This window comes from Mucilaginibacter inviolabilis (assembly GCF_011089895.1).
GTDB lineage: Bacteria > Bacteroidota > Bacteroidia > Sphingobacteriales > Sphingobacteriaceae > Mucilaginibacter > Mucilaginibacter inviolabilis.
This window is the reverse complement of record NZ_JAANAT010000002.1, coordinates 312649-338900: the sequence shown is the minus strand read 5'-3', so window position 1 is coordinate 338900 and position 26252 is coordinate 312649. Positions and strand designations below refer to the sequence as shown.

20 protein-coding genes are annotated in these 26252 nt (G+C 44.4%); all 20 read right to left on the bottom strand.

Annotated features, from left to right (window positions below):
- Positions 1 to 5: 5 nt before the first annotated feature.
- The gene (locus G7092_RS17570) at positions 6 to 596 is read right to left on the bottom strand and encodes a D-sedoheptulose 7-phosphate isomerase (protein WP_223266103.1); all 591 of its coding nucleotides are present in this window, start codon (positions 594 to 596) and stop codon (positions 6 to 8) included.
- Positions 583 to 1056 carry an MgtC/SapB family protein gene (locus tag G7092_RS17565; RefSeq protein WP_129568366.1) on the bottom strand — a complete coding sequence of 158 codons (474 nt, stop codon included), beginning with the start codon at positions 1054 to 1056 and terminating at the stop codon, positions 583 to 585. The genes G7092_RS17570 and G7092_RS17565 overlap by 14 nt, the downstream gene beginning before the upstream one ends.
- Position 1057: 1 nt before the next feature.
- The gene (locus tag G7092_RS17560; RefSeq protein WP_129568238.1) at positions 1058 to 1675 is read right to left on the bottom strand and encodes a hypothetical protein; all 618 of its coding nucleotides are present in this window, start codon (positions 1673 to 1675) and stop codon (positions 1058 to 1060) included.
- A gap of 1 nt (position 1676) precedes the next feature.
- Positions 1677 to 1853, bottom strand: a complete 177-nt coding sequence (locus G7092_RS17555; protein ID WP_166091207.1) for a DUF2188 domain-containing protein — start codon at positions 1851 to 1853, stop codon at positions 1677 to 1679.
- 30 nt (positions 1854 to 1883) lie between these two features.
- Positions 1884 to 2573 carry a DUF1345 domain-containing protein gene (locus G7092_RS17550; protein WP_129568239.1) on the bottom strand — a complete coding sequence of 230 codons (690 nt, stop codon included), beginning with the start codon at positions 2571 to 2573 and terminating at the stop codon, positions 1884 to 1886.
- Positions 2570 to 3325 carry a ZIP family metal transporter gene (locus tag G7092_RS17545; protein WP_129568240.1) on the bottom strand — a complete coding sequence of 252 codons (756 nt, stop codon included), beginning with the start codon at positions 3323 to 3325 and terminating at the stop codon, positions 2570 to 2572. Before G7092_RS17545 ends, G7092_RS17550 begins: the two co-directional genes overlap by 4 nt.
- Positions 3326 to 3334: 9 nt before the next feature.
- Positions 3335 to 3988: a hypothetical protein gene (locus tag G7092_RS17540; protein ID WP_166091206.1), complete on the bottom strand. Its 654-nt coding sequence runs from the start codon at positions 3986 to 3988 to the stop codon at positions 3335 to 3337.
- Positions 3985 to 5301 (bottom strand): Nramp family divalent metal transporter, encoded by a 1317-nt coding sequence (locus G7092_RS17535; RefSeq protein WP_129568242.1) that lies wholly within the window; start codon positions 5299 to 5301, stop codon positions 3985 to 3987. The genes G7092_RS17540 and G7092_RS17535 overlap by 4 nt, the downstream gene beginning before the upstream one ends.
- A complete protein-coding gene (locus G7092_RS17530; RefSeq protein WP_129568367.1) occupies positions 5294 to 7465 on the bottom strand; it encodes a heavy metal translocating P-type ATPase in 2172 nt (723 codons plus the stop codon). Before G7092_RS17530 ends, G7092_RS17535 begins: the two co-directional genes overlap by 8 nt.
- Before the next feature lie 41 nt (positions 7466 to 7506).
- Entirely contained in the window at positions 7507 to 8742 is a 1236-nt protein-coding gene (locus G7092_RS17525) for an efflux RND transporter periplasmic adaptor subunit (RefSeq protein ID WP_129568243.1), read from the bottom strand.
- A gap of 8 nt (positions 8743 to 8750) precedes the next feature.
- Positions 8751 to 13121, bottom strand: a complete 4371-nt coding sequence (locus G7092_RS17520) for a CusA/CzcA family heavy metal efflux RND transporter (RefSeq protein ID WP_129568244.1) — start codon at positions 13119 to 13121, stop codon at positions 8751 to 8753.
- A 256-nt stretch (positions 13122 to 13377) separates the two neighbouring features.
- A complete protein-coding gene (locus G7092_RS30990) occupies positions 13378 to 13692 on the bottom strand; it encodes a DUF6660 family protein (protein WP_369074294.1) in 315 nt (104 codons plus the stop codon).
- Between the two features lie 254 nt (positions 13693 to 13946).
- Entirely contained in the window at positions 13947 to 15650 is a 1704-nt protein-coding gene (locus G7092_RS17515; protein ID WP_129568245.1) for an NAD+ synthase, read from the bottom strand.
- Positions 15651 to 15697: 47 nt separating this feature from the next.
- Positions 15698 to 16507 carry a cation efflux transmembrane domain-containing protein gene (locus tag G7092_RS17510; protein WP_129568246.1) on the bottom strand — a complete coding sequence of 270 codons (810 nt, stop codon included), beginning with the start codon at positions 16505 to 16507 and terminating at the stop codon, positions 15698 to 15700.
- A 34-nt stretch (positions 16508 to 16541) separates the two neighbouring features.
- Positions 16542 to 17525: an App1 family protein phosphatidate phosphatase gene (locus G7092_RS17505; RefSeq protein ID WP_129568247.1), complete on the bottom strand. Its 984-nt coding sequence runs from the start codon at positions 17523 to 17525 to the stop codon at positions 16542 to 16544.
- Positions 17526 to 17564: 39 nt separating this feature from the next.
- Positions 17565 to 18776 carry a calcium:cation antiporter family protein gene (locus G7092_RS17500; RefSeq protein WP_129568248.1) on the bottom strand — a complete coding sequence of 404 codons (1212 nt, stop codon included), beginning with the start codon at positions 18774 to 18776 and terminating at the stop codon, positions 17565 to 17567.
- 421 nt (positions 18777 to 19197) lie between these two features.
- The gene (locus G7092_RS17495; RefSeq protein WP_129568249.1) at positions 19198 to 20073 is read right to left on the bottom strand and encodes a diacylglycerol/lipid kinase family protein; all 876 of its coding nucleotides are present in this window, start codon (positions 20071 to 20073) and stop codon (positions 19198 to 19200) included.
- A gap of 97 nt (positions 20074 to 20170) precedes the next feature.
- Positions 20171 to 20635 (bottom strand): MgtC/SapB family protein, encoded by a 465-nt coding sequence (locus G7092_RS17490; protein WP_223266106.1) that lies wholly within the window; start codon positions 20633 to 20635, stop codon positions 20171 to 20173.
- A 5-nt stretch (positions 20636 to 20640) separates the two neighbouring features.
- The gene (locus G7092_RS17485) at positions 20641 to 21918 is read right to left on the bottom strand and encodes an efflux RND transporter periplasmic adaptor subunit (RefSeq protein WP_129568250.1); all 1278 of its coding nucleotides are present in this window, start codon (positions 21916 to 21918) and stop codon (positions 20641 to 20643) included.
- Between the two features lie 4 nt (positions 21919 to 21922).
- Positions 21923 to 26248 (bottom strand): CusA/CzcA family heavy metal efflux RND transporter, encoded by a 4326-nt coding sequence (locus G7092_RS17480; protein WP_129568251.1) that lies wholly within the window; start codon positions 26246 to 26248, stop codon positions 21923 to 21925.
- Positions 26249 to 26252 lie beyond the last annotated feature (4 nt).

The following is a 26252-nucleotide window of genomic DNA, read 5'->3' as shown; positions in this document are numbered from 1 at the left end:
CCTACCTATTCATAAATTCTGTCGACCGCACTGCATAGGACATGCCCGATCAGGATATGCATTTCCTGAATACGGGCTGTAGTTTTGGAATTCACATTCAGTAACACATCTGATAATGTAGCTATTTTGCCGCCACCGTTACCTGTCAGGCCAAGTGTATGGCAATCAAGGCCTTTCGCTGTGATCAAACCTTGTAGTACATTTTCGCTGTTGCCGCTTGTTGATATTCCGATAGCCAGATCGCCGGGTTGTGCCAACGCCTCCACCTGACGGGCGAAAACTCTGGCAAATCCATAATCATTGCTGATCGCGGTTAGGGCCGATGTATCGGTTGTTAACGCTATGGCGGGAAGGCCACGCCTTTCTTTAACATATCGGCCGGTAAATTCTGCGGCAATATGTTGCGCGTCACTGGCTGATCCGCCATTGCCGAAAACCAGTATTTTTTTCCCTGCCGCAATTACACTCGTAACCAATCTGGCAGCCGCTGTTATGGAACTTAGTAGTTCCGGATCGGTAAGCGTTGCTACGGTGTCCTGATGTTCGCGGATCTCCGCCAGTATTAAATCATTATTTTCCATATTATTCCTCATCATTTTTTTCAGCGCCGTGTTTGGCTTGCATTTCTTTCTTCCATCTGGTGTACCATGACTGATGGTGCAAAGCCAGCAGCGCATAAAGCGCACCTGTTGCAACAAAAGCAATGATCAGCATATTCAGTCCTATTGCCACGCCTATACCAGCCGTGCACCAGATCGTGGCCGCCATTGTCAATCCGCTGGAGCTATTGGTGACGTCATTTTTATAAATAATTCCCGCCCCTAAAAAGCCGATACCAACCAGGATATTGGCAATGATCCGTGACGCTGCCGCCAGGTCGCCCATGTGCTCACCGATAGCCGTGAATAAAGCGGCGCCCAGACAAACGGCGGCATAAGTCCTGATGCCTGCGCTTCGGCCATGCTTTTCGCGATCCAGCCCAATCACGCCGCCGAGGATGACTGCCAATAATAGTTTGAGCACTATTGTCCATTCACTTTCATCATTTATTATCATACTATTTCCCCTGTTCATTGTGATTAACCACGGTTATCTTATGTGCTATATCCCGGATCGATTTTATTAATACTGTATCATAATAACCGGAACATTTTCCGCAGAGAATATGAATAAAAAGTTCCTTTTCGAGTAAAAGTTCCGGCAGGTAAGGCGTTCGCTGGGTTGACAAAAAAGCGTGGAGATCTTGTTCCGAACCTGGTTTAAGCGCGAATATTGTGATCGGCGTAGCGGTATCGCCAAAAGTATCCTCGGGAAAACTTTGCAGTGTCAGCAGGTCGTTAAGCGGAAAATAAGCACTTTGTTCTTTAACGATATTGCCGTTACCCGATCTGTTGGACTGACTGAATCCAAGATCCTTACCTAATCCCTCAAAATCATCTGACTGTAAATGATAATGCCAATCTGTTGTGTGTACGAGCTTCAAAACATCCGTTAAGAAAGGAGAATAACGGGTAAGTATGTAACAGTTTAGCCCTGATGTTAATTGCTTAGCAAGGGACAGGTAATGGTGCAAATGCCTGAAATACCGCGCCGAATCATTATCGGTGGCCGCCTGTTTAACGAATAAATAACTGAAAAGTCCTTCACTCGCTGTTTGTTTAAAGGTAATTTCCATTTTAACCCTCCATATCTAAAAACCATTCCTGTGCCTGCTTGATCGCTTCCGGTACAATAGATAATTCCGACACTGTCCGCTCTTCTTTCATTTTGTTGGCGATCTGGATCGCTTTTTCTCTTACGTGAGGTTCCAGGTCATTCATTTCAAAGGGATAGTGCTCATTATTCCAAACCATAGCTGTTGTTTTTAATTGTTACTATTCATTCTATTTTTGCATTAAACCGGCAACCACATTAATACTCAATGCAACAATAACGGTGTTAAAGCTAAACGATAACAAACCGTGCATGAGCGCAAGCCGTCTGATCTTTTTGGAGGTGATCTGTACATCGGAGACCTGAAAGGTCATGCCGATCACAAAAGAAAAATAACTGAAGTCAAGATAGTCGGGTTTGTCTTCATCCGGGAACTGTAAGCCGCCAGGTTTAAGGTTTTTACCGTCAGCATCCTGGTCTATATCGCAATAATAAAAATGGGCATAACGGAAAGTAAATATTGTATGTACCAGTACCCAGGAACTGACCACGCAGGCCAAAGAAAGCAAGACATGCAGGGTTAGCCGCTGGGTAGTATCACCGCCCGTTGACCTCAATAGTACTAATATGGCCAACAGGCTGGCCAAAGAGGCGAACACGGCAAAAACAAAAACGATCGTACGGCTGGAATCCTGTGCATGAGCTTCCCGGTGCACATCGGCAGGATGGATGTTAAAGATCGTCAAACCTGATAATGTCAATGAAGCGACCGCATAGGTAAGCCAGGTCACCATGAAATGGACGGAACCGGAGATGCTGCCGAGCGTCGAAAAGAAACATATTGCAGCCAGACCTAAAGAAACATAGACCTTATGGTTGGCATCCACGCGGTTGATATTGAATTTTTTAGTTGTGATCATATTGTTGATAGGTGTTTTTGCTCCTGGTTAAATACCATTCCCAGGATCATAAAAATTAAAAAGCCGCCAAAAAAGGCAGCGGTGTAGAAAGGCGAATCCTTTTCTTCATGCGCTTCAACCAGTAGTTCTTCAGTAACGAGAAACAAAAGTGCGGCCGAACCAAACGATAAAATCAATTCCAATACTTTATCACCTGCGGCGTGTAGTAACAGTAAGCCGATCAAAGCGCCAACAATAAACAGCGAGCTCAATCCAGCTAAGATGCCGATGACTGTTTTTTTCGATAAGGAAGACTCCAGCAAAGTAGTTACGGTAGCCATCCCTAAAGAAAAGCATTCCAGGGCGAGCGCTAAAGCGAGCAGCACACCTTCTTTTGCACCGGCTGCAAAGCCAATACCCAACAAAATGCCATCCAGTAAAAGGTCAACGCCGATAGCGGTAAGTATTCCCCAGGGTAGTGCTTTACTTTTCTTTACATCGCTTTCTTTATTCGCTAGTTTCTCGGTATTATGTTTGATCAACAGCATTGCCGTGATACCTAAGGTAAAGCCGATAATAATAGACTTCGCATCATGTATCTTAATCATATCCGGCAAAAGCTCAACAGCTACGACCGAGAACACCACACCAGCAGCAAAGTGAAGCACAAAACTTTTTAACGCAGCACCGGGCGGACGGTATAAAGCAATTAAGCCGCCGGTGAAAAGCAGCAAGACCGGGATTATCGAAAATAAGATCTCCTTAGCGTTCATATTTATATTTTAAATTCTTTCATCTGCTTCTAACTTTTTGAACCCAACCCGGCAGGCAAATGCACAGAGTAGCCCGGTGATCATACCAAGCGCTAAACTGGCTGGCAGGTCATCACCAGCATAGATCAGATTGTAAATAATGATCAGCGCAAAAAGCAATAACAAAACTTTAATTATAACGAATTTTTTGCCGAGGTAAAGGCTTACGAAAATAGCTGCGCCAAACGCAAGGGTAGCATTAAGGCAAACCAGTGAACAATCCATAGGAATAAGAGCTGTATATTTATAATGGAAGCCAGCACAGTTTTGCAAAAAAAGCCTTTCGCCGATGCTGTCCAAACCGTAGGCTGTCACACCGGCAATGACAAGATAGACAGTGATCAAAACGCAGGTCTTCAAAAACTTTACGCGATCAAACCCGATCAGCAGGAGGATCACGGAACAATAGAAGGGTATCCAAAAGGAATAACTACCAAAGTGCGGCGAAAGCGAGTCCATAAAGGTAAACCTTGTACTGTTGATCGTTTGACCGACCTCCCGGTTGATCGAGGTCAATTGAATTAAGAGCGCGGTATTGGCCATACAGGTAAAAGCGATCAGTCCGAAGAAGACCAAGCCAACCAAGATCACCGGAAATCGCATATCTATCGCCTTTATCATCATTTCCAGAATTGCAGGTAAACCAGGAAGACAGCGCCCGCTGTCATGACGAGCAGGCAAAGACCGCCCAGGGTATTAGACAGCCATTTATTGGTATAATCCCCCATTACCTTTTTATTGTTCGCAATGTGAAGTACAATAGCAATAATTACGGGGCAGGTGATCCCATACAGGATAGCCGTATACAGCAGCGCATTAATCGGATTGATCCCGAAATAGTTGATGCTTAGGCCGAGTAAGACCGAAACGATAAGTATACCGTAAAATGCTTTGGCCTTTTGAAACTTCTTATCAAGGCTGCCTTTCAAGCCAAAGGTTTCTGTTACGATATAAGACAATGATCCGCTCAGAACCGGGATAGCCAGGAAACCCGTGCCAATAATACCGACCGCAAAAAGCAGATAGGATAATTTCCCGGCTACAGGCTCCAAGGCCTTTGCGGCCTGTTCGACAGTGTTGATATCCCTTATCCCGTGGCTGTACAGCGCAGTTCCTGTTGCCAGGATCGTAAAAAACATGATCATATTAGACAAGAACATGCCCAGGTTCACATCAATGCCCATTTTTTGGATGAGCATGGATAGCAACTTTGCCTCACGTTTTTTTCCGTCATCAGGAAAATCATCGCTGAGTGTCAGTAAGCGTTTATTGATCATCACCTGTCTTTTTAGTGCCCTTACATCTTCGGCTTCCATAGCGGTTTGCCAGAAAAAAAGATAGGGTGATATCGTGGTTCCCAATATGGCGACCAGGACACCAACAAAATCCTTATTCCATTTAATGGTCGGCATCAGTGTTTGCTTTAGCACTATACCCCAGTCCGGTTTTGTAAAAAACGGAACCGCTATATATAATAACAATGTAAGGCACAGATACTTCAGTACTGCAACGAACTTTTGATAAGGCAGGTAAATAATAAAAAATAACAGCAAACCGGTAAACAGAACACTGAAATAAAATGACGGCACTGCAGGAACGAGCAGGTTCGCAACGGCACCCATGGCGGCAATATCTGCGCCTATATTCAAAATGATCGCCGGAACGCTGAAAAGCACCATGAGGTACAACACCGGTTTGCCATAATGCTGTTTTAAGGTTGTCGTGAGCCCGGCCGAGGTGATCAGACCGATCCTGGCGCACATTTCCTGGATAGCGGCCATCAGGGGGAATGTAATGAGCACTGTCCATAAAGTGGCAATGCCGTACTTTGCACCTGCCTGTGAATAGGTCGCTATACCTGATGGGTCATCATCGCTCGCACCTGTTACGATCCCGGGGCCTAACGCGCCGAAGAACTTTTTGACTTTTTTAAACATCCTTTTTGGTTTTCGATTTAGCTATATTTTTATGGTCATTGTCATAGGCCAGCAAGCGGAGGGCATTAAAGACGACCAGTAAGGTGGAACCTTCATGAGCAATCACAGCAGGTCCTATTGAAGCGATGCCCAAAACAGTGAGCGGAATAAGCACTGCCACCATTCCCAGGCTGATCCAGAGGTTTTGTTTGATGATACCTTTCGCTTTACGGCTCAGTCCGATAGCAAATGGCAGGCTTTCCAATTTGTCGCCCATCAAGGCGATATCAGCAGTTTCTAATGCTACATCAGAACCTGCGGCTCCCATAGCGATGCCCACCGTACTTTTAGCCATGGCTGGTGCATCATTTACACCATCTCCGATCATGGCCACCATTTTTTCAGCTTTGTCCAGCTTTTGAACTGACTTTACCTTGTCCTCAGGCATCAGGTCGCCCCAGGCTTCGGTTATGCCTATTTGTTTTGCCACGGCATCTGCCACCTGCTGGTTGTCACCGGTGAGCATGACCATTTTTTTAATGCCGAGATTGCTTAGCTCTGAAAGTACATGTTTAGCTTCTTTGCGGGGCACATCCATCAATGATAACAGCCCGATGAAATCCTTTTCCCTTTTAACCAGCATGGTGGTATGCCCTTGCTTTTCCAGTTCTTCAACCTGTTTAAGAACCTCAACGGGTATGCTTTTTTCAAATAACGCTTTGTTCCCGATCAGCACTTTTTTCCCGCCGACCTCGGCCTGAACGCCGCGCCCCGTAATGCCTTTGACATTATGGGCCTCGGGTATATGGGCTTTCTTGAGTTTTTCCATTGCGCCTTTAACAATTGCTTCAGCAAGCGGGTGGTCGCTGAGTTTTTCCACGGCTACGGCAAGGGTAAGCAATTCTTCTTCTGTGATCTTCTCGAAAGGTATGGCGTTGGTCAGTTGTGGCTTGCCTTCGGTTAGTGTTCCAGTTTTGTCGAATGCGATAGCATTCAGGGAACCCAGATCCTCCAAGGGTCTCCCGCCTTTGATCAGCACTCCACCGCGGGCGGCCCTGGCTACACCAGCAAGGACGGCACTCGGTGTAGATATGGCCAGCGCGCAAGGGCTGGCTGCTACCAGTACGGACATCGCCCGGTAGAAGCTTTTACTGAACGGTTCATCGATCACCAGGTATGCGAAGCATAAGGCAACTACCAGGATCAATACGGCCGGTACAAAGTATTTTTCGAACTTATCCGTAAACAGCTGCGTCGGCGATTTTTGTTTTTCAGCTTCATTGACCATCTTGACAAGTCTGGAGATGGTAGAATCTTTAGCTTCTTTAATGACTTTTACTTCCAATGCCGATGCGCCGTTGATCGTTCCGGCAAATACCCTGTACTGCGGTTTGATCGTCGCTTCATTGGCGAAGTCTTTGCTGGCATCGGGAACGGGGGACTTATCGACCGGTATGCTTTCGCCGGTAATCGGTGCCTGGTTAACGCTGCCTTCACCTTTGACCACTACGCCGTCAGCAGGTATTTTGCTGTTGGGTTTAATGATAATGATGTCACCCAATATCAATTCCTCGATACGCACTTCTTCCTCCTTTCCGTCCCTGGAAACAAGGGCTGTGGGCGGGGCGAGACTGGTAAGCGCCGCAATCGACTTCCGGGCTTTACCCATCGCATAATGCTCCAGGGAATGGCCGAGGCTAAACAGGAAAAGCAATAACGCTCCTTCAACCCACGCGCCGAGGATCGCCGCACCGATGGCAGCTACAAGCATCAGGAAGTCAATTTCAAATCCACCTTTTAGTATGGTTTCGACAGCTTCTTTAGCCGTAAAAAAGCCGCCGAAGAAATAAGCGACAATGTATAAGGACAAACTTACCCATGAAGGCAAGCCGGTAACAAAAGACAATCCCCAACCTGCGCCAAGCGCCGCGCCACATATGATCGCAAAGATCATTTCCGTGTTCTTTCCAAAAATGCCGCCATGCTCGTGGTCGTGGCCTTCGCCTTCCTCATGGTCATGACCTTTCTCTGCATGGTCATGGTCATGCTTTTTATCAGGATGGCCGTCTTTTAACTTTTCTTTTTCGTCAGGTTGCCGTTTTTTTGTGTTTTCCGCGGTAGGGCCTGCTTTTTTCTTGACCGGCTGTTCATTTTTAACCGGCTGTTCATCATTCTTATTTTTCATAGTTTGAGATATTAAATATTTAAACAGGCCCGTCATACGGACTATTCTTCTTCGCTGTTTTTCATTTTAGATAAAAGGTCATATGCACCTTTTAATACGATCCTGCCTTTCAAAGACTGGTCGGCTGGCAATTGAACTTCAGTAAACCCTCCATCGGATATACCGGTGGTGACTTCTGCCATTTCAAAATGAAAAGATTCGCCTGCCGCCTCTTTAACACTCTCTGCTTCGCTTTGTTCATGCTGGTGGCTACTGCTTTGCTTCACCTCAGTGTGTACAAAAACGTATTTTTTCCCCTGAAAATCAACAATCGCGGTTTCCGGTAATGCGGTGACCTGACTGCTGCCGGTTTCTATATAGGCTTTCAGATAAGTTCCCGGGATAAATTTGATACTGCCTTCGGCAATAGCATGTACCGTTATTGTTTTATCCGTATTGACCTCTCGTCCCACCAACTGAACAGTGGCTACCCGATCCGTCGAATCATTAGAGAGGTTAAAGCGCACCTTTTGTCCGGGTTTAACTTTTTCGGCATCCTTTTCAAAAACATTCAGTTCGACATGGAGATTTGAACTATTGACGATCTCAAACATCACGTCGTTCGGTGCAACGAATTTTCCGGTGTTCACGTTCACTTTGGTCACATAGCCGCTGATGGGGGCATAAATATTGACTGAGCTTCGGATATTCCCTGCCGAAAGTCTTTCAGGGCTGATGTTGATCAGCCGGAGGCGTTGCGTCAGCGCATTTTCCCGGGCCAGCATGGTTTGATATTGTGCTTTGGCTTGCTGTAACACCTTTTGTGAATTCACGTTTTGCTGGGCTAAAGTTTGCTGCCGTCTGTATTCGGCATCACTTAGTTCCAGCTGGCTTTTGCTTTCCAGATAATCTTGCTGTAGCTGCACGTAGTCTTGATTTTGCAGGACGGCAATAACCTGGCCTTTGCTGACACTGCTTCCCTGCAATAAGGGGGTAGATTTGACAATTCCCCCCATTTGGGTGGTTATGCTAACCAAATTCTGTGGCGGGACATCGATAAAGCCGTTAACTTTCAGTAATCCGGCAAGATTCTTAGGTTCAGCTGAACCCAAACTGATCCCGATCGCTTTATATTGCGCGGCGGTCACCTCTACAGTATTTTTATCTTCTTTATGAGCCGTATCCGGCTTGGCTTCGCCCGTTGAGGTCTCGGCCGGTTTGCTGCCGCAAGAACTAATGACAAATGGGATGGCTATCATAACAGCCAATTTTCCTATGGATTGAGTGGTAAATTTCATATATTTAATTAAAAGCCGCTAAGGTATTGGAGCGTGTAAACGGATTGGTTGTATTGATTAATTGCTTGCAGGTAATTAAACCTGATCTCAGAATAAGTGCGGAGCGCCTGAGAAAATTCAACATAGCCAATATCACCACTTTGGAAAGCGATCTGGCCTTGTCGCAGGATCAGGTTCGTATTAGGCAACGCACTTTTTTCGTAGTATTCAATGCTGCGCGCGTTCTTCAGTACGTCCTGATAGGCTTGCTGGTACTGGCTTTGCAGGTTGACCTGGTAAAGATTATACTGGGATTCGGAAACCTGTTTGTCAATCTTCGCTGCCTTGATCCGTGCCGCGTAGGGTTTGAAAAATAACGGTACCGAAATACCGGCTTGTATTCCCTGGAAGCGGTTCGCGCCAGTAAAGTTCCGGTCCTGACCGTTGATACTTTGTACGCCAATTATGGACTGGTTAAAATAACCTACAGTAAAATCCGGCCCGGACCGTGATTTTTCCAGGTTGATATTCTTGTCGGCAATGACGATTTGCTGCTTTTGATAGGCGAGCGATGGATTCCTTACAATGCTACTGTCTGCATAGGGGACTGCATCCGTTGTCTTAACAAACTGTACCGGTGTTACAAGTATGCTGTCCGTCGTATTCATCAAGCGCCTTAATTCAGACTTAGCAGCCACTATATCAGACTGATTTTTCATCATCTGGTTTTTAACCTCGTTATATTGCGTTTCCGCAGTGGTCTTTTCCAGCAGGTTCGTTTCACCGGTCTTATAGCGCAGATCCGCGGCCTTTAAAAACGCGCTGTAAATAGAATCCTGGCTGAAGTACAACTTTTGCAAGGCAACGAAATAGGCTAGTTGTGTGTACGCTTGCCTGACCTCGTAGGTAAGCTGGTTTTTGGTAACATTAAGACCGATCTCGGCAGCTCCGATTCTCGCATTGTACACCTCACGTTGGTTTTTATATAAGCCGGGGAAAGGGATATTTTGCTGAATGCTGATATTATTATCCCTTTTTACACTATTAATCTGGCCATATTGGATATTAAAATCCGTCTTACCAAGTTCAGTAGCGCTACCTCTAAGTGCTTGCTGCTGCGTGATCTGCAGTCGCGATGATTGCACGTTTTGGTTATTTATAACAGCCGTACTGATCGCCTGTTGAATATTGAGTGGCTGAGACGGCACATTCTGCGCCCTGGCGGGCACTCCGAATAAAACCAATACCGCAATGATGGCAGCCGGGATAGCTTTGACTTTTTTATCACGCCATTTTTCAAAATAAGTATATAACACGGGTAAAACAATTAAAGTTAAAATAGTAGAAGTGATCAGTCCGCCGATAACAACGGTTGCCAATGGCTTTTGGACTTCCGCACCTGCGGCGGTAGATATGGCCATTGGCAGGAAACCCAGTGAGGCGACTGTGGCGGTCATTAACACCGGCCGCAACCGGACTTCAGTGCCTTCCAGAACAATAGCCTTCAAATCGTTCTTGCCCGATTTTTTCAGGCGGTTAAACTCCGTGATCAGTACGATACCATTCAATACAGCCACACCGAACAAGGCAATAAAACCAACGCCTGCTGAGATGCTGAACGGCATCCCCCTGATAAGCAGGGCAAAGATACCGCCGATGGCAGCCATTGGAATAGCCGAGAAAATAAGCAAAGACTGGTTGAATGAACCGAATGAAAAATAAAGCAGCAAAACGATCAGTAATAACGCCACTGGTACAGCTACCGAAAGGCGCTTGGTCGCTTCTTTAAGGTTCTCAAACTGGCCGCCGTAAGTAACATAATATCCAGGGGGTAATTTGATCTGCTGATCTATCTTCTGTTGGATCTCGGTAACGACACTTTGAATATCGCGGCCACGGACATTCAGCCCGACGATAATGCGTCTTTTCGTATCTTCCCGCTGGATTTGGTTAGGCCCGATCTCAAACGATACATCCGCTAATTGTTCCATGGGTACCTGATTCCCGTTCGGAGCACTTACGTATAAGTTCTTGACATCATCGATACCCTGGCGATTGGCCAGGGAAAGGCGAACCACCATATCATAGCGTTTTTCACCTTCATAGACCAAACCGGCCGACTGACCGGCAAAGGCGGTATTAAGTGCCTGGTTAACGGTGCCAATGCTCAGGCCGTATTGGGCGACCTTATCCCGGTTAATTTTAACTACGATCTGTGGCAGGCCGGTTGCCTGTTCCAAATAAACATCTTTAGCTCCCTGAACAGAACTTACGATCTTGCCAATTTTCCTGGAAAGGTCAGTTAGCCCGTCAAGGTCATCACCAAATATTTTAATGCCGATGTCCTGCCGCACACCTGAGATGAGCTCGTTGGAACGTAACTGGATAGGTTGTGAAAAGCCGAACGTGACACCCGGAACCTGCTCTAAAGACTCTGCCATAAGATTAGCTAATTCTTCCCGGCTGTGGGTTGTGGTCCATTCTTTTTTATCCTTCAGAATAACGGTAAGATCGCAGGCATCCATGGGCATGGGATCAGTCGGGATCTCTGCTGCTCCGATCTTTCCGATCACCTCTTTAACTTCTGGGAATTTTTTTACCAGTATCTGCGAAGCCTGGTTTACTTTGTCAATCGTTTGCGTCAGTGAGCTGCCGGTCAATAACCGTGTCTCTACTGCAAAATCCCCTTCCTCCAGTGTTGGAATAAACTCACCGCCCATACGGGTAAAGATGAATATGCTGACGATGAGCAAAGCAACCGAGCTGCCGACAACGATCAACCGTTTGTTAAGCGCGCCTTTGATCAATGGCAAATAACGGCGGTGAATAGCGTCCATCATCCGGTCGGAAAAATTCTTTTTATGGCTTTGCTTTTTACTTAACGCCAATGACGAAACCATGGGCACGTAGGTCAACGAAAGCAAGAATGCGCCAAGGATGGCAAACGATACGGTTTGCGCCATAGGCCCAAACATTTTGCCTTCAATTCCTACAAGGGCCAGGATAGGAAGATAGACGATCAGAATAATGATCTGACCAAATGCAGCTGCGCTCATCATTCTTCCGGCAGACTGCTCCACCTGCTCGTCCATTTCCTTTTGTGTAAAAGGGCGTCCGGGATTGTTTATCGCCAGCATATGCATCGTCGCTTCGACAATGATCACCGCCCCGTCAACGATCAAACCAAAGTCGATCGCACCGAGGCTCATCAGGTTTCCTGAGACCCCAAAGACGTTCATCAGACAGATGGCAAAAAGCATGGCCAGGGGAATGACGGAGGCAACGACCAATCCTGCCCTGATGTTTCCCAGGAATATCACCAGCACGAAAATAACGATCAGTGCTCCTTCGATAAGATTTCTTGCGACGGTGCCTATCGCACGATCAACCAATGCGCTACGGTCAAGAAACGGCTCTACGGTCACGCCCTCCGGCAGGGTTTTGTTAATACGCGCGATCTTTTCTTTAACCTGCTTAACTACATTATTGGCGTTAGCGCCCTTCAGCATCATGACAATGCCGCCGACAGCTTCTCCTTCACTATTAGCTGTAGACCGGGTTAATGCACCATAACGTATGGAATTGCTGATCCCGACGGTAGCGATATTTCTAATGAGTACAGGTAAACCATTTGCATTGTTCCTGACTACGATCTTATTGATATCATCAATCGTACCAACCAGCCCTTCACTCCGAATAAAGTAAGCATTTGGTTTTTTGTCTATATAAGCTCCGCCTGTATTTTGGTTATTTTGTTCCAGGGCATTGAATACGTCGCTGATGCTTAAGTTAAGACTGCGCAGTTTATCCGGATCAAGAGCGATTTCATATTGCTTCAATAAACCGCCAAAACTGTTCACTTCTGCAATTCCGGGCGTTCCAAGCAGCTGCCGGCGGACGATCCAGTCCTGGATACTGCGCAGCTCACGCGCGTCATACTTCTTTTCATAACCCGGCTTGGCATGGATCACGTATTGGTAGATCTCCCCGAGTCCGGTAGAGATCGGTGATATTTCCGGATTACCTAAACCTGCCGGAATATTGTTTTTCGCTTCGGACAGTTTTTCATTAACCTGCTGCCGGGCCCAATAAATATCGACCTTATCGTGAAAAACGATGGTCACCACCGAAAGGCCGAACCGGGATAGCGAACGTACCTGCTCAATTTCGGGGATCGTCGCCATGGTCTGTTCGACAGGGTAAGATATAAGTCGTTCAACTTCCTGCGTAGCCAGCGAGGGGCTGAGGGTGATAACCTGGACCTGGTTATTGGTGATATCCGGAACGGCATCTATGGGAAGTTGCTTGAGGGAATAAATACCCCATCCGATCAGGGCGAGCGTAAATAGCCCGATGACCAGCTTATTGTTGATGGAAAAATTAATTATTTTATTTAACATGAGAATTTTTAATGCTTAGTTACCATATGGTAATATTTCATAGCAATGCCTATAATGGCCAGAACCATCACGATCACAATAATGATCAGTGAAATAATTCTGATAACGCGCATCCAAGTCGGTTTAGGTCTAGTCTTTCGACCGTAGTAAACTACACGGTGCTTGTTTGGCATTGCTCTTTTTTTTCGAGCCATACCTGATTAATAAATTGAAAAATAGGAATCTCATGTATTTTGCATGAGAAAGAAGCGAAATTTTAAGAAATCAATTTGGGCGGTTGCCAAATATCTATGTTCCTGGTTTTGATCTTAGATGTCGGCAAATGAGGATAAAAATGCAACACCTCTCCTGGTATAGAAAATAGTAAGGGCGTGACAGCAGTTAGTGATGGTGTATTGCAGCAGGAACACTGACAAAATGGGGAACAATGATCTTGCAGCGGGTTTGATTCTCCGTGGCCTTGTTCAAGAGTTATTTTGGCTGAGATTTTAGACGCGGCATTAGAATCTTTGCAAGGCATCAAGCCCAGCACAAGTATAACAACGCACATAACTAAACTCCCAAATTTCATTGTTGGCAAAAATACACAACTAAATTAGTAAATACAAATTCGACTTAAAGAGCAAATAGTGTGCTAAACTCATATCATCCCGCCACTTGCTAACATAAAATAGATGTACTTCGATCCTAAAATTGATACAAAGATTAAAATCAACCAAATAAAGTAGATTAGAACTGTAACATAGTTAGTGAAGCGATGGTTAATATGGCTTCTCGAAGTTTCAACTGATGATGTTTGATCTTAAGAAAGGTCCCCTCTATTTGCTATGACAAATATTTTCCTACAATAGGCATCCGCCTGCCTACCCCGAAAGCTTTTCGGCTAACGCGCAGAATCGGGCAAAATTGATTCCTTTTAAATTCCGCTGTATTGACTAACTTCAGAATACGGTCGACGACAGGTATTTCAAATCCCAGATTGATAATATCCTTCGGTCCTCTTCTACGTTCAATGTACTCATACAGAACACGATCCAATACATCGTATTCCGGAAGCGCATCCGTATCTTTCTGGCCTTCACGCAACTCCGCCGACGGCGCTTTTGTTAAAATGTTTTCAGGAATGATGTTATCCCCGCGGTTGATAAATTTTGCCAGCGCGAAAATCTGCGTTTTATAAAGGTCGCCTAAAATTGATATGCCCCCAGCCATGTCCCCATATAAGGTTCCGTACCCCACAGCCAGTTCGCTCTTGTTAGACGTATTTAAAAGAATATAGCTAAACTTATTCGCAAAGGCCATCAAAAGGTTGCCCCGTATCCGGCTCTGGAGATTTTCCTCTGCAATACTGAAAGGCAGGTCTTCAAATACCGGTAGCAGTGTCGTAAGATATTGATCAAAAATATCCTTTATGGCCAGTACCTCGTACGCATTGCCCAGGTTTTGGCTCAGCTGCTCGGCATCGGCTATAGAATGGCCGGATGAATATTGGGAAGGCATGAGGAGTACGTGTACATTTTCCTTTCCTAAGGCTGCTACAGCTAATGCCTGTACCACTGCACTGTCGATACCGCCACTTGCACCGAGTGTAGCTTTCGAGAAACCCATTTTGGTGAAGTAATCGCGGATGCCCAAAATAAGAGCGTTATAGATCTGTGAAATATTCTTGTCGGTGGTTAAGTAAGTGAGCACTTTATTGCTTTCTTTCAGCCTGGCTACCCGCTCATCGACAAACTTATATTTATCTGCTTCGCCAGCTGGAGCATCGGTGATGTTTTCCGTTACGGCCAGGTAGTAATCTTCCTCAAAATACTTGAGTTCTTTGCAGAGCTTGCCTGATCTGTCAAAAACCAAACTACCGCCATCAAAAATAAGCTCAGTCTGCGCTCCGACAGTATTGCAGTAAATGATGGGAATATGATATTTTTGGATATTTGCCAGGATGATCTCTTTTCGGTCATCATCATGGTCATAGTCAAAGGGGGAAGCGGTGACATTTATCAATAGCGTGGGATTTTCCCTGATCAACAGCTCCATTGGGGAAACCCGGTATAACGGATTTTCAGTGAGATTCCAGATATCTTCGCAGATCGTTAGGGCAATTCGCTCTCCTTTAAATTCAATGACCTTCCACTCGTTGGACGGTTCAAAATACCGATATTCATCAAAGACGTCATAGGTTGGTAACAAGGATTTGTTCGCCACACCGATGATCTGCTTGTCATGTAGGAAAACAGCCGAGTTAAACAAGTCTTTTCCTTCGGGTATAAGGTTTCGCTGAGGAGAACCGATTATTACACCAATGCCATTAGAATGCGCTTTGATCAGTTCAATGCTCTCATAACAATTTGCGATAAAGTCATCGAATTCCAAAAAGTCCCTCGGTGGGTAACCACAAACACATAATTCCGAAAAGACGACGAGGTCTGCCTGATCGCTTTTTGCTTTTTCAATGGCCTTTACTATCTTATTCCTATTATGCTCGAAATTACCAATGTGGTAGTTTTGCTGTACTATTGCTATTTTCATAAAGCAGGTAAATTGAAGTCAGCACTCATTAATTTGATTGCCAATACTCAGGGTTTCGCAAGTTTCAATATCCGGAAAGCGCCGAAACCAACAATGACGAATACAATGGTGCCGATCACAAGATCTGGGATTCTGGAGTGAACCAGATATACCAGGATACCTGCCACTATCACACCGGCGTTGATAACAACATCGTTTGATATAAAAATCGAACCGGCTTGAATATGGGCTTCCTTGTTTTTCGCCTTGTGTAACAGATACAGGGTTAAGGCGTTGCCTGCAAGTGCAAAAGCAGACACAGCAATCATGATCTGATAGTTGGGCGTTTCGTCATGGCCGGCAAACCGTCGTATGACCTCGATCATCCCATAGACGGCCAGGGCCAGCTGCAAATAACCGCTTACTGCGGCCACCTTCTTTTTACTGCTTACTGCTTTACCTACAACAAATAAACTCATTGCAAAGATGAAAGCATCAGCGAGCATATCCAGGCTATCGGCAACCAAGCCCATAGAATCGGCAATAAAGCCAGTTACGATTTCTAGCACAAAAAATCCAAAATTGATTGCAAATACGATCCATAACAGCCGTCTTTCAGCAGCCGTATCTCCTGGTAGCGAAAGTTCGACGTCGACTTCGCCCAAATCTGTTGTCTGCAAGAGCTTCGCACCTAGATTCAGTTCCCTCAGCTGTTGATCAATAGCACCTGTATCGCCCTCGTGAAAAACAGTAAGCTGGCGTCCGGACAGGTCAAAATCAAGTTTTTTGACAGCTTCGTCGCCGTCAAGCTTCATGCGGACAAGTTGCTCTTCGGCAGAGCAATCCATTTTGGGTATTGAAAAAATAGCTTTTTCCATAGCAGATAAACATTAAGGATTAAAAAATCGTTTACTAATTAATGAGACCAATTTTTTTTGAATGTAAGATTGCTTCGCTATTTTCTTTAAAAAAACAAGTGTCTATTCCAAGATTTTTGATTTCTGATAATAAATCCATTGTAAATTTTTCTTTAGCGGGATTAATATTTCTAATATACACTGCAATGATGCGTTTCGGGTGTTTCTTTACGATAGCAGCGTAAATCATAGGGTCCTTTTGAGAATTGTCCCCCAAGAGGACAAACTTTTGATTTGCGAAATCATTTAATATCCTTATTATCCATATCAATTTTCCATCGTGCTTAGCTTTGCGTTTGTTTAAAAGGCGGTGCCATGAAGTAAGATTGTTTAACAGGAGGATACCTTGCGGCAGTTTATTGATAGCAAAAAAATGTTTCAGGTCGTCATATAAGTTCCACTCACTACTTGAGATATAAAAAAAAGGATTTGTTAGGTAACCATCGGTGTGCGACAAAGACAATAAACGGTAATGTTCAACTGCATCGTCAAATACTTTCCTTGAATAGGGGTTCTTAGTCAACAGCGTCTTTAGCTTCTTCAAAAGGTAGGAAGAATGAGAAACCAGTATAGTGTCGTCTATATCAGATATAAAAGCATATTGGGTTGAATGAGGTACATAAATCCTACCTTCACCTGTTACCTGCTTGTTTTCATTTTCATCTAAAACACTAATTTTAACTTTATGCCAGCCGGAAGTCACTTTAGCAATTGATTGCCATTCAAACAGAAAGAAACCATCATTTCTGGTTATTGCGTACAGCTCGTGATGCTTCCATATTAATTGAACCCTCACATTCGCTAAGGGTTTAACGGAGAACAATTTTAGCATTTGAAAAGCATTTGAAAACGGATTGTTGGTAAAAGGACGAAGTGCGGTTTTGTTTTTTACTAGAACATGACCAGATATAAAAAACTTATCAGTGTAGCCATACCCATCATAAATTCGAACACTTCTTTCATTTTTACCTGTTTTCATTTTTCTACCAATTGTGTGCTGTTTTAAATTACCGGTTTATTAAGGTCTTTTTAAACTTAAAACGTAGTTAATCACTTCTTTTCGCTGCTGAACGCCCGTAGCTAACGCTAAAATCAAATATAACCAGGAGAGATAGGTTAACGAATGGATCGTGGTAATTTCGTCGTTCCGGTAAATAAAAGCAATTAAGAGTTGGACGGCAAAAAGAAAAAGCAGTAATAGCGCTTTCTTAAGGGAAAATTTCAAATTCAATAAAAGAGAGAGGGCAAATAGCGATTGGCTTGCGGTTAAAAAAAACTCCTCCCTTTGCCGGGCATCCAAGGGTAAATGCCCCCATGTTCCACCGCCTATAGAATAAGCAAGCGGAATCATTCCAACGAGCAAAGTCCATTGATTAATCTTATCACTGATCAGTGCAGATAGGGCGGATTCCGGTTTGAGGGCGAGGGTTAGTAGAATCGCTATTATAATTGTTGGCGCCTCGCTAGCCAGCGGAGCCAGCCACTGGATCAGCAAAAATTTATTTAGCCCCAACTGCCCGCCTGTAGCGATCAACGATTCAGCAAATGGTTCTGCTGATAACAAAATAACAAATGCGGCATAAACACCCAGAACGGTGATAATTATATACTGCTTTTGCTTTGACAAATTAGTTAAAGCGGCGGCTGGCCCGATTTCTTTTTCCGCTTCTTGCTCTTCATTAGATCCCTTACCGGTTTGCCATAAGTAGATAAAGTAGATAATAATGAGAATAAGGGTGTCCCAAAGATCAATTTTATTTTTCAGGACGATGAAAAATGAATATATACTTGCAAGAAATAAGAACCCTATTTCCTTGAAATTCGAGTTGCCCAGTGTTACACTGTTTTTCTTATTTTGCCACCAGTAGAGTAGAACAATTACAGGCCAGGCCAATCCTACTAAAAGCCGGTTGGCACCGGTCATATTCGCAGCGGCAAAGCCCACGTATTCTGACCCTGGATGACGGCCTGCCTGAAAACTATAATAGATATCTACTGCATATTCGGGAAGTACTGTGATCAGGGCTAATACTGCAATGGCCAGGCCTTTCGCGACAAACTTCTCGGCGGATTCCAATCCCCACGATAGCAGGAAGCCCGCACCCAACAATGCGAAAAAAAAAACAACAGTAGCTATAATCGAAGGAGGGTGCAGATCTGCCAATCGCACAACCACCCCTAATAAGGTAGCTGCGATAGCAAACGCAACAGACAAATAAAATTTTTTCATAATGTGGAAATAATAATAACATGTTTAAAATGATTTGTTTTGGAAATGGCAAACTTTTCGTACAACACTAACTCTGTTTCTTTTGCCGCAATCCGGAAACGATACAGCATTTAGTGCGACAATAATCGCGTTAAAATAAATCCAAATACCAGCATTCGGTTGGAATCCTGACTTTTAGAACACCTACCTATATCGCCTTGTGCCATTGTCATGATCGGGAGCCAGGAAAGCGCCAAACTGCTAATGGAATACCCCAGCCAGGTAATCCTAAAAAGAACTGGGCCATGACAGTTTGTATTGACTCATCAAAAAAACAAACGCGATTAATAAGGAAATATAAAGCTTGTAATGGGCAATTAATTTAAGTATGTTCATATCATTTTTAATTTTTACTAGTAACATGAATTGTTTAAAAATACGCTTAAGGGATGATCACCGTCAAAGCATTTGGCAATATATGTGCCCTGATTTGATTTAAGACCCCTAAATATTCCCCGTCAACTTGAAAATGAGCGGTTTTCTCCATTTGAATAAACAATGTTTTGGTTTGCAGGATCTCCGTTTTTCTATAATCATAGGGCGTGTGTGTGATCATCATTTTAAAGATCTCAGCTATTGAAATCCTTTTGAGAATGATCACCTCAAAAACCTCATCATCCAGCCTGCCGATTGGGTTGATCAACGCCCCTGTACCATATCGGGTCGCGTTTGCGATCACAATCATTGCTGCATACCTTTTGATAGAGGTGCTATCGGTCTGAATGGTTACGCGAACGGTGGGCTTATTCCAAAAGACTTTCCACGATGCTTTCACATAGCCCCACATTCCGCGGTCGTTACCGGTGTCGAACTTTTTTATCATGTATGCATTGAATCCTATATCGCTTAAATGGATACACAGATGATCATTGATTCTGACAAGGTGTACGCGCTTCGTTCCGCCTGTTACAATGACGTCAAGGGCTTGGATGGGATCTTCCGGTATCATCAGTTCTTTCGCCAGGCCGTTAGCAGAGCCTGCCGGTATAATACCCAGCGGGATTTGCGTTTCTTGTAAATATTGCGCCACCATTTTAACCGTTCCGTCGCCACCCACAGCGACAACTTTATCCGGTAGGTAACTCTTAATCTTTTCCTGAATGCTTTCGGGATGACAGGGGACGGTTAGCTGAAATAATTCAATGGCATGATCGGAAGTTTTAAAAAAGTTTTTAATAATGGTATGCCAGTCTATGTCCTTGCACCCAGACCCGGGATTGATTATAAATAATATTTTGAAACCTAAGAGGCTATTCATAAGTCGTATCTAATTAATGTACCGTCAATACTCACCGATAAGTGGGGGTTTTAACTAAAATGAAATTATACCCGGAAATCTTTCCGGGTATAGGATATCAGTTAGCGGCTTTAATTTTTATTTTTTCCTTCCATCGTTTATACCATAATTGCCTGTCCAGAGACAGCAGAAAGTATAGCATGCACGAGGCTACCACGGCAATGATAAACATGTCCAATCCCACAGTAACACCAACTGCTGCTGTACACCAAACTGTTGCTGCGGAAGTTAAGCCATACGCCCCGTTAGCACCTTCGTTTTTGGAAATAATACCAGCGCCTAAAAAACCAATACCGATAATGATGTTGGCAATGATCCGGGAGGCAGAAGTAATGTCATTAAAACTGTCTGCTATAGCGGTAAACAGGGTAGAACCGAAACAGATGGCGGCGTAAGTACGGATACCCGCATCGGCTCCTTGTTTTTCCCGGTCATAACCTATGAAAGCGCCAAAAATAAAGGCTACAAAAAGTTTACCCACCATGACGAGTTCGAAATTCATATCCATATCTAAAATTTTCATGGTAGTTATTCGCCCTCCTCGCCCGCGTTGGTCATTTTGCCTAAGGCAAAAAATGCCCCTTTGGTAATAACTTTCGCAGTTGGTGATATTTCTTCCAGCAGCTTTATTTCTGTATAGCCCATATTACTTGCACCCTTCACCACCTTCACCCTTTTGAAGGACAATCTGGGTTCTTTCCGTTCATTTGCTTCCGCCGCTGTCACGGAACTTTTTGCCGGTTTTCCTTTGGATTCGCTTGACGTCTTTTCATTATTGCCCTGTTCGCTCACTTGAACAAAAATGTAGTCCTGGCCCTGATAGGTCACAATGGCTTCATCCGGCAGCGAAGGCACCACAGCATTACCCACATTCACCATTGCATTGATGCTCATGCCTTCAATCATGCCCTTTTTGTCCCCTAGCACACCTGCCCTTACTGCAATGGTCGTGGAGCCGTCTTCAAAGGCCGTCCCAATGGCGTTGATAACGGCCTGCTGTTCCCTGGCAGGGTTATTCGTTATATTAAAACGGATAGTTTGATTTAGGTGGATCTTAGGCAGGTCTTTTTCATACATAAACAATTTTGCCTGTAAGCGGTCATTATTAACTATTTCCGCTATGACGGTGTTCGCATCCGTGTAGGTACCGATCTCTGCGCTTACCTTGCTGACGGTGCCGGTTACCGGTGCCCTGACAGCTAAGCTGGAAGTGATCTTGCCGCTTGCGACGCTCTCCGGCGAAATGCCCAAGGTTGACAACTGAGTATACAGCGCATCTTTTTCTGTATCCAATGTTTTAAGATCACTCTCCGCCTGCTGCAGGTTCTTTCGGGCACCGGCATTTCCGGTAACGAGAGTCTTTTGCCGGTCATATTCCAGTTTAGCCAGGTTGAGCTTAGTATTGACGGTTAAATATTGTTGCTGCATATTGACCAGATCCGGGTTGACAATAGTGCCGATAGATTGGCCTTTTCGGACAAGGCTACCCGGTACTATCGTGAGGGTACGAACGATACCGTTGAAGGATGAGGTGACTTTAGCTTTAAATTGATTTGGGACTTCTAAAACACCGTTCACTTTAAAAGAGGAAGTTATCCCCCGCGGTTCGATATGGCCCAGTTCGATACCGATGGCTTTCATCTGCTCGTCGGTAAGTTCAACGTTGTCCGGGTTATCCGCAACAGGTGCAGCGGTGTCCTTTGCCGCTTCAGTTTTCTCCGGAGAGCCGCCTTTATCTTTGCTATTGGTACAGGCCGTGAAAAGGGTCAAGGCCAGCAGAAAATATACTATAGTAATTGCTTTCATGTTTCTATTGATTGATATAATAATTTACTTCGATAACCGCTTGATTGTAGTCATTCAAAACATCCAAATAATTTCGTTGAATGTCTATCGCCTGGGTAATAAACTGCGATAGTTCGGCAAAGCCTATTTCGCCTGAACGGTAGGCCAACGTTGCCGCCGCTACAATCGCATTGGCCTGCTTCAGGCCGGTAGTTTCATAAAAAGTCAAGCTTGCTTTTGATCGCTCAAGCTTTTGTACAGCCTGTAAGTAAGCCGTATTCAGATTAAGCCTTTCCAGGTTTAATTGCTGCTCCTGAACATTTTTCTCAATTTCTGCCGCTTTGATCATCGTACGGTAACCCCTGGTGAAAATGGGAATCCGGGCAGTTACAGAAAATCCTGAATAAGGGTTTTGTATACCATAAAGCCGCTGAGAGAAAAACCGTCCTTCAAAATCCGGGTAGCGCGATTGTTTTTGCAGTCGTAATCCCGCATCCGCGATGGCAACATTTTGCTGTTGCAGTTGTATTTGAGGATGACTTTCGATTGCGGCGGCATAAGCACTTATCGGCAGCTTTTCCAAGGGCCCCTGTTCCGAAAATAAGTCGCTTTCACTGCCGGTAAGCTGCCTTAAGGACTGTTGCTGAATGCGGATGTCATTGTTAAATTGTTTTATCTGCGATTCCAGTTCTCTTAAACGCGCTTCAGCGGCTATGCTATCCAGACCTGCGACATCACCGACTCTTACTTTTAACCTCGTGGCCTGATAGGTTGTCGTGTAGATACTGTCCAGCTTTGTATAAAGATTTTTACGCTCCTGTAAATACCAGATCGTATAATATACTTTTCTGATATCCCGGCGAATTTCCAGACGTGACCGATTGATCGTGAGCTGGTCGTATTTAGACTGTTCTTCAAGTAAGTTTCTCCTCGCTTTATAAACGCCCGGCCATTCCAAAGCCTGGGATAAGCCTATTTTTAAAACGCCGTTTGGATTGTCGACATTTTTTCCGGACCGCAGATCTTCATTTTCGGCAAATATGCCTGTTTTGGGAAGTTGATTGGCGGTTCCAATTAAGGTTTGAGATTTGTTCAATTGCAGTTGGTATACTTTTAATTGAAGGTTACCCCGCATAGAAGTGTCAATACCTCTTACAGGTATTTGCTGCGCATATGTTTTTTGGCTCATGCCAAAAAATGAGAGGAAAATAACCGCGGTGGCAACAACACCTTTGCCAGGCAAATTCTTCGTTTTCTTTGCAAAAAGCAGATACAATAAAGGCAGCACGACCAAGGTTAAAAAAGTAGCAGTTATTAATCCTCCGATCACTACTGTAGCTAATGGTTTTTGTACCTCTCCACCTGCACCTGTTGAAAGCGCCATAGGTAAAAATCCGAGCGAAGCCACGGTAGCAGTCATTAGCACCGGTCGCAACCGTAAACTGGTGCCAACTAACACCCGCTTAAGAACATCAGCTACGCCTTCTTTCTCCAGTTGATTAAATGTGCCGATAAGCACAATACCGTTCAATACCGCAACCCCAAAAAGCGCTATGAAGCCTACACCCGCCGAGATACTAAAAGGCATGCCACGAACGAGCAGGGCTGCGACACCACCAATGGCAGACATTGGTATTGCCGTAAAGATCAGTGTAGCCTGCTTAAAGGAATTGAAAGCAAAGAACAACAACAGATAAATTAAAAATAGGGCCAATGGAACCGCGATCTTTAATCTTGCGGACGCTTTCTGCAAATTTTCAAACGCTCCTCCATAGGTCAGATAATAGCCCTGGGGTAGTTTCATTCCATTTAATTTTACCTGAATGTCCTTCACTACGCTTTCAACGTCCCTGCCCTGAACATTAAAACTAATGACGACCCTCCGTTTACCGGATTCCCGGCTTATTTGGGCAGGGCCTTCTTTTAAATTAATACTGGCAATTTGGCTCAGGGGAATTTGCATTCCGGAAGGAGTGGCAACATACAAGTTCCCTACGTCTTCTATTGAGGTTCTAAATGTAGTATCTAAACGGATAACCATGTCAAATCGCCGTTCATTTTCAAATACTACTCCTGCTGATTTACCAGCAAATGCTGAACTGATGACGGTATTAACATCTTCAATATTTAAACCGTAATTGGCGATCTTAGTTCTATCCAGGAGGATGTTGATCTGCGGGAGACCGCCGGTGCGCTCTATTTGCGGCGCGGTTGCACCTTGTACAGAACTGATTATTTTACCTACTTTAGGTGCTAAAGAAGCCAACGTGTCCATATTTTCACCAAATATTTTAATGGCGACATCTTGTTTCACCCCAGTCATCAGTTCATTAAAACGCATCTGAATAGGCTGGCTTCCTTCTACAAAAACCCCGGGAATCACATTCAATTTTTTTTCAATAGCTTCCCTTAGTTCAATAAAATCCATCTTTGATTTCCATTCATCCTCGGGTCTCATCTTGACGATCATATCGGTCATTTCAGGTGGCATTGGGTCCGTTGGGATTTCAGAACTTCCGGTTTTTCCAACAACAGATTCTACTTCAGGAAAACTTTTAATAATACGTTCTACCTGCATAGACGTTTTAATGCTTTGGGTAAGTGACGTGCCCTGGGGCATTAAAACGTTAAATGAATAATCGCCTTCTTTTAACTGGGGAATAAATTCGCCGCCCATTTTACTGAATATGAAAAAGGCTATTAGCATCAAAGCGCCAGCAACGGATACAACCGCAATCTTTCTTTTTATGGCCCAATTCAGTAACGGATCATATCGCTTTTGGATCCATATCATCATTTTATCCGCAAAAGTCGCCTTATGCACTTTATTTTTAGAAAGAAATAACGCAGACATCATTGGAATATAGGTTAGGGAAAGTAACAGCGCGCCAACTATAGCAAATCCTACGGTCATGGCCATTGGTCTGAACATCTTCCCTTCAATTCCCTGTAAGGATAGTATAGGAAGATAAACAATGAGGATGATGATCTGGCCAAATGCTGCAGAGTTCATTAACTGTTTGGCGCTTCCTTCTACCGTCTGGTCCATCTCTTTTTGACTATATTTCAATTGCTTAGACTCCCCCTGATGTGAAGCTAATTTATGCAGGACGCTTTCCACAATAATAACAGCGCCATCTACAATAAGGCCAAAATCTATTGCCCCCAAGCTCATTAGATTTGCAGAAACGCCAAAAACATTCATTAAAGAGAGTGCAAACAGCATGGATAACGGAATGGCGGATGCTACGATCAGTCCAGCCCGGAAATTGCCTAAAAATAAAACCAGTACAATAATGACGATCAGCGCTCCTTCGGCCAAGTTATGTTCAACCGTCGATATCGCACGATCAATCAAACTTGTCCTATCTAAGAACGGTTCAATCTCTATATCGGGGGGCAATGTTTTTTTGATAGTCTCCAGTTTTTCCTTTACCTGTTTCACCACTGAAAAACTGTTGGAACCTTTTAACAGCAGGACGATCCCAACTACCGCCTCTTCTTTACCATTGAATGTCGCAGCCCCGTAGCGAATAGCATTTCCTATCCGAACATTCGCTACATCTTTAACAAGCACAGGTGTGCCTGTATTTTTGACAACTATATTGCGGACATCCTCTAAAGAATTGACCAGCCCTATCCCCCGGATAAAATATGCATTGGGACTTTTGTCGATATAGGCTCCACCTGTATTCTGGTTGTTCTTCTCAAGTGCCGTGAATATTTCCGGTATACTGATGTTGAGTGCTTTTAACCTGGACGGATCAATAGCCACTTCGTATTGCTTTAATAATCCTCCGAAACTGTTAACTTCGGCTACACCGGGTGTACCATAAAGCTGGCGCACAACAACCCAATCCTGCAAAGTGCGCAGGTCCATAGCTGTGTATTTATGTTCACTTCCCTTTTTGGGCCGGATGATGTATTGGTATATTTCGCCAAGGCCTGTACTTACCGGTGCTAATTCCGGGCTGCCTACGCCCTGGGGCATCCTGCTTTCCGCCTCCTTAAGCTTCTCACTAACTAACTGCCTTGCGAAATAGACATTGACATCGTCGTGGAACACAATCGTAATTACAGACAGGCCAAACCGAGAAATGGACCTCATTTCTTCCACGTCCGGCAAATTGGCCAGACTTTGTTCTATAGGGTAAGTGACAAATTGCTCCACTTCCTGGGAAGCAAGGGTTGGTGTGACCGTTATAACCTGTACCTGGTTATTGGTAATATCGGGCACCGCATCTATAGGCAACTGCATTGCGCTCCATATTCCCCAAAGAATGAGGCCGAGCGTCATCAGGCCTATGATAAATTTATTTTTTATCGAAAATTCTATTATTTTGTTTAACATAGTA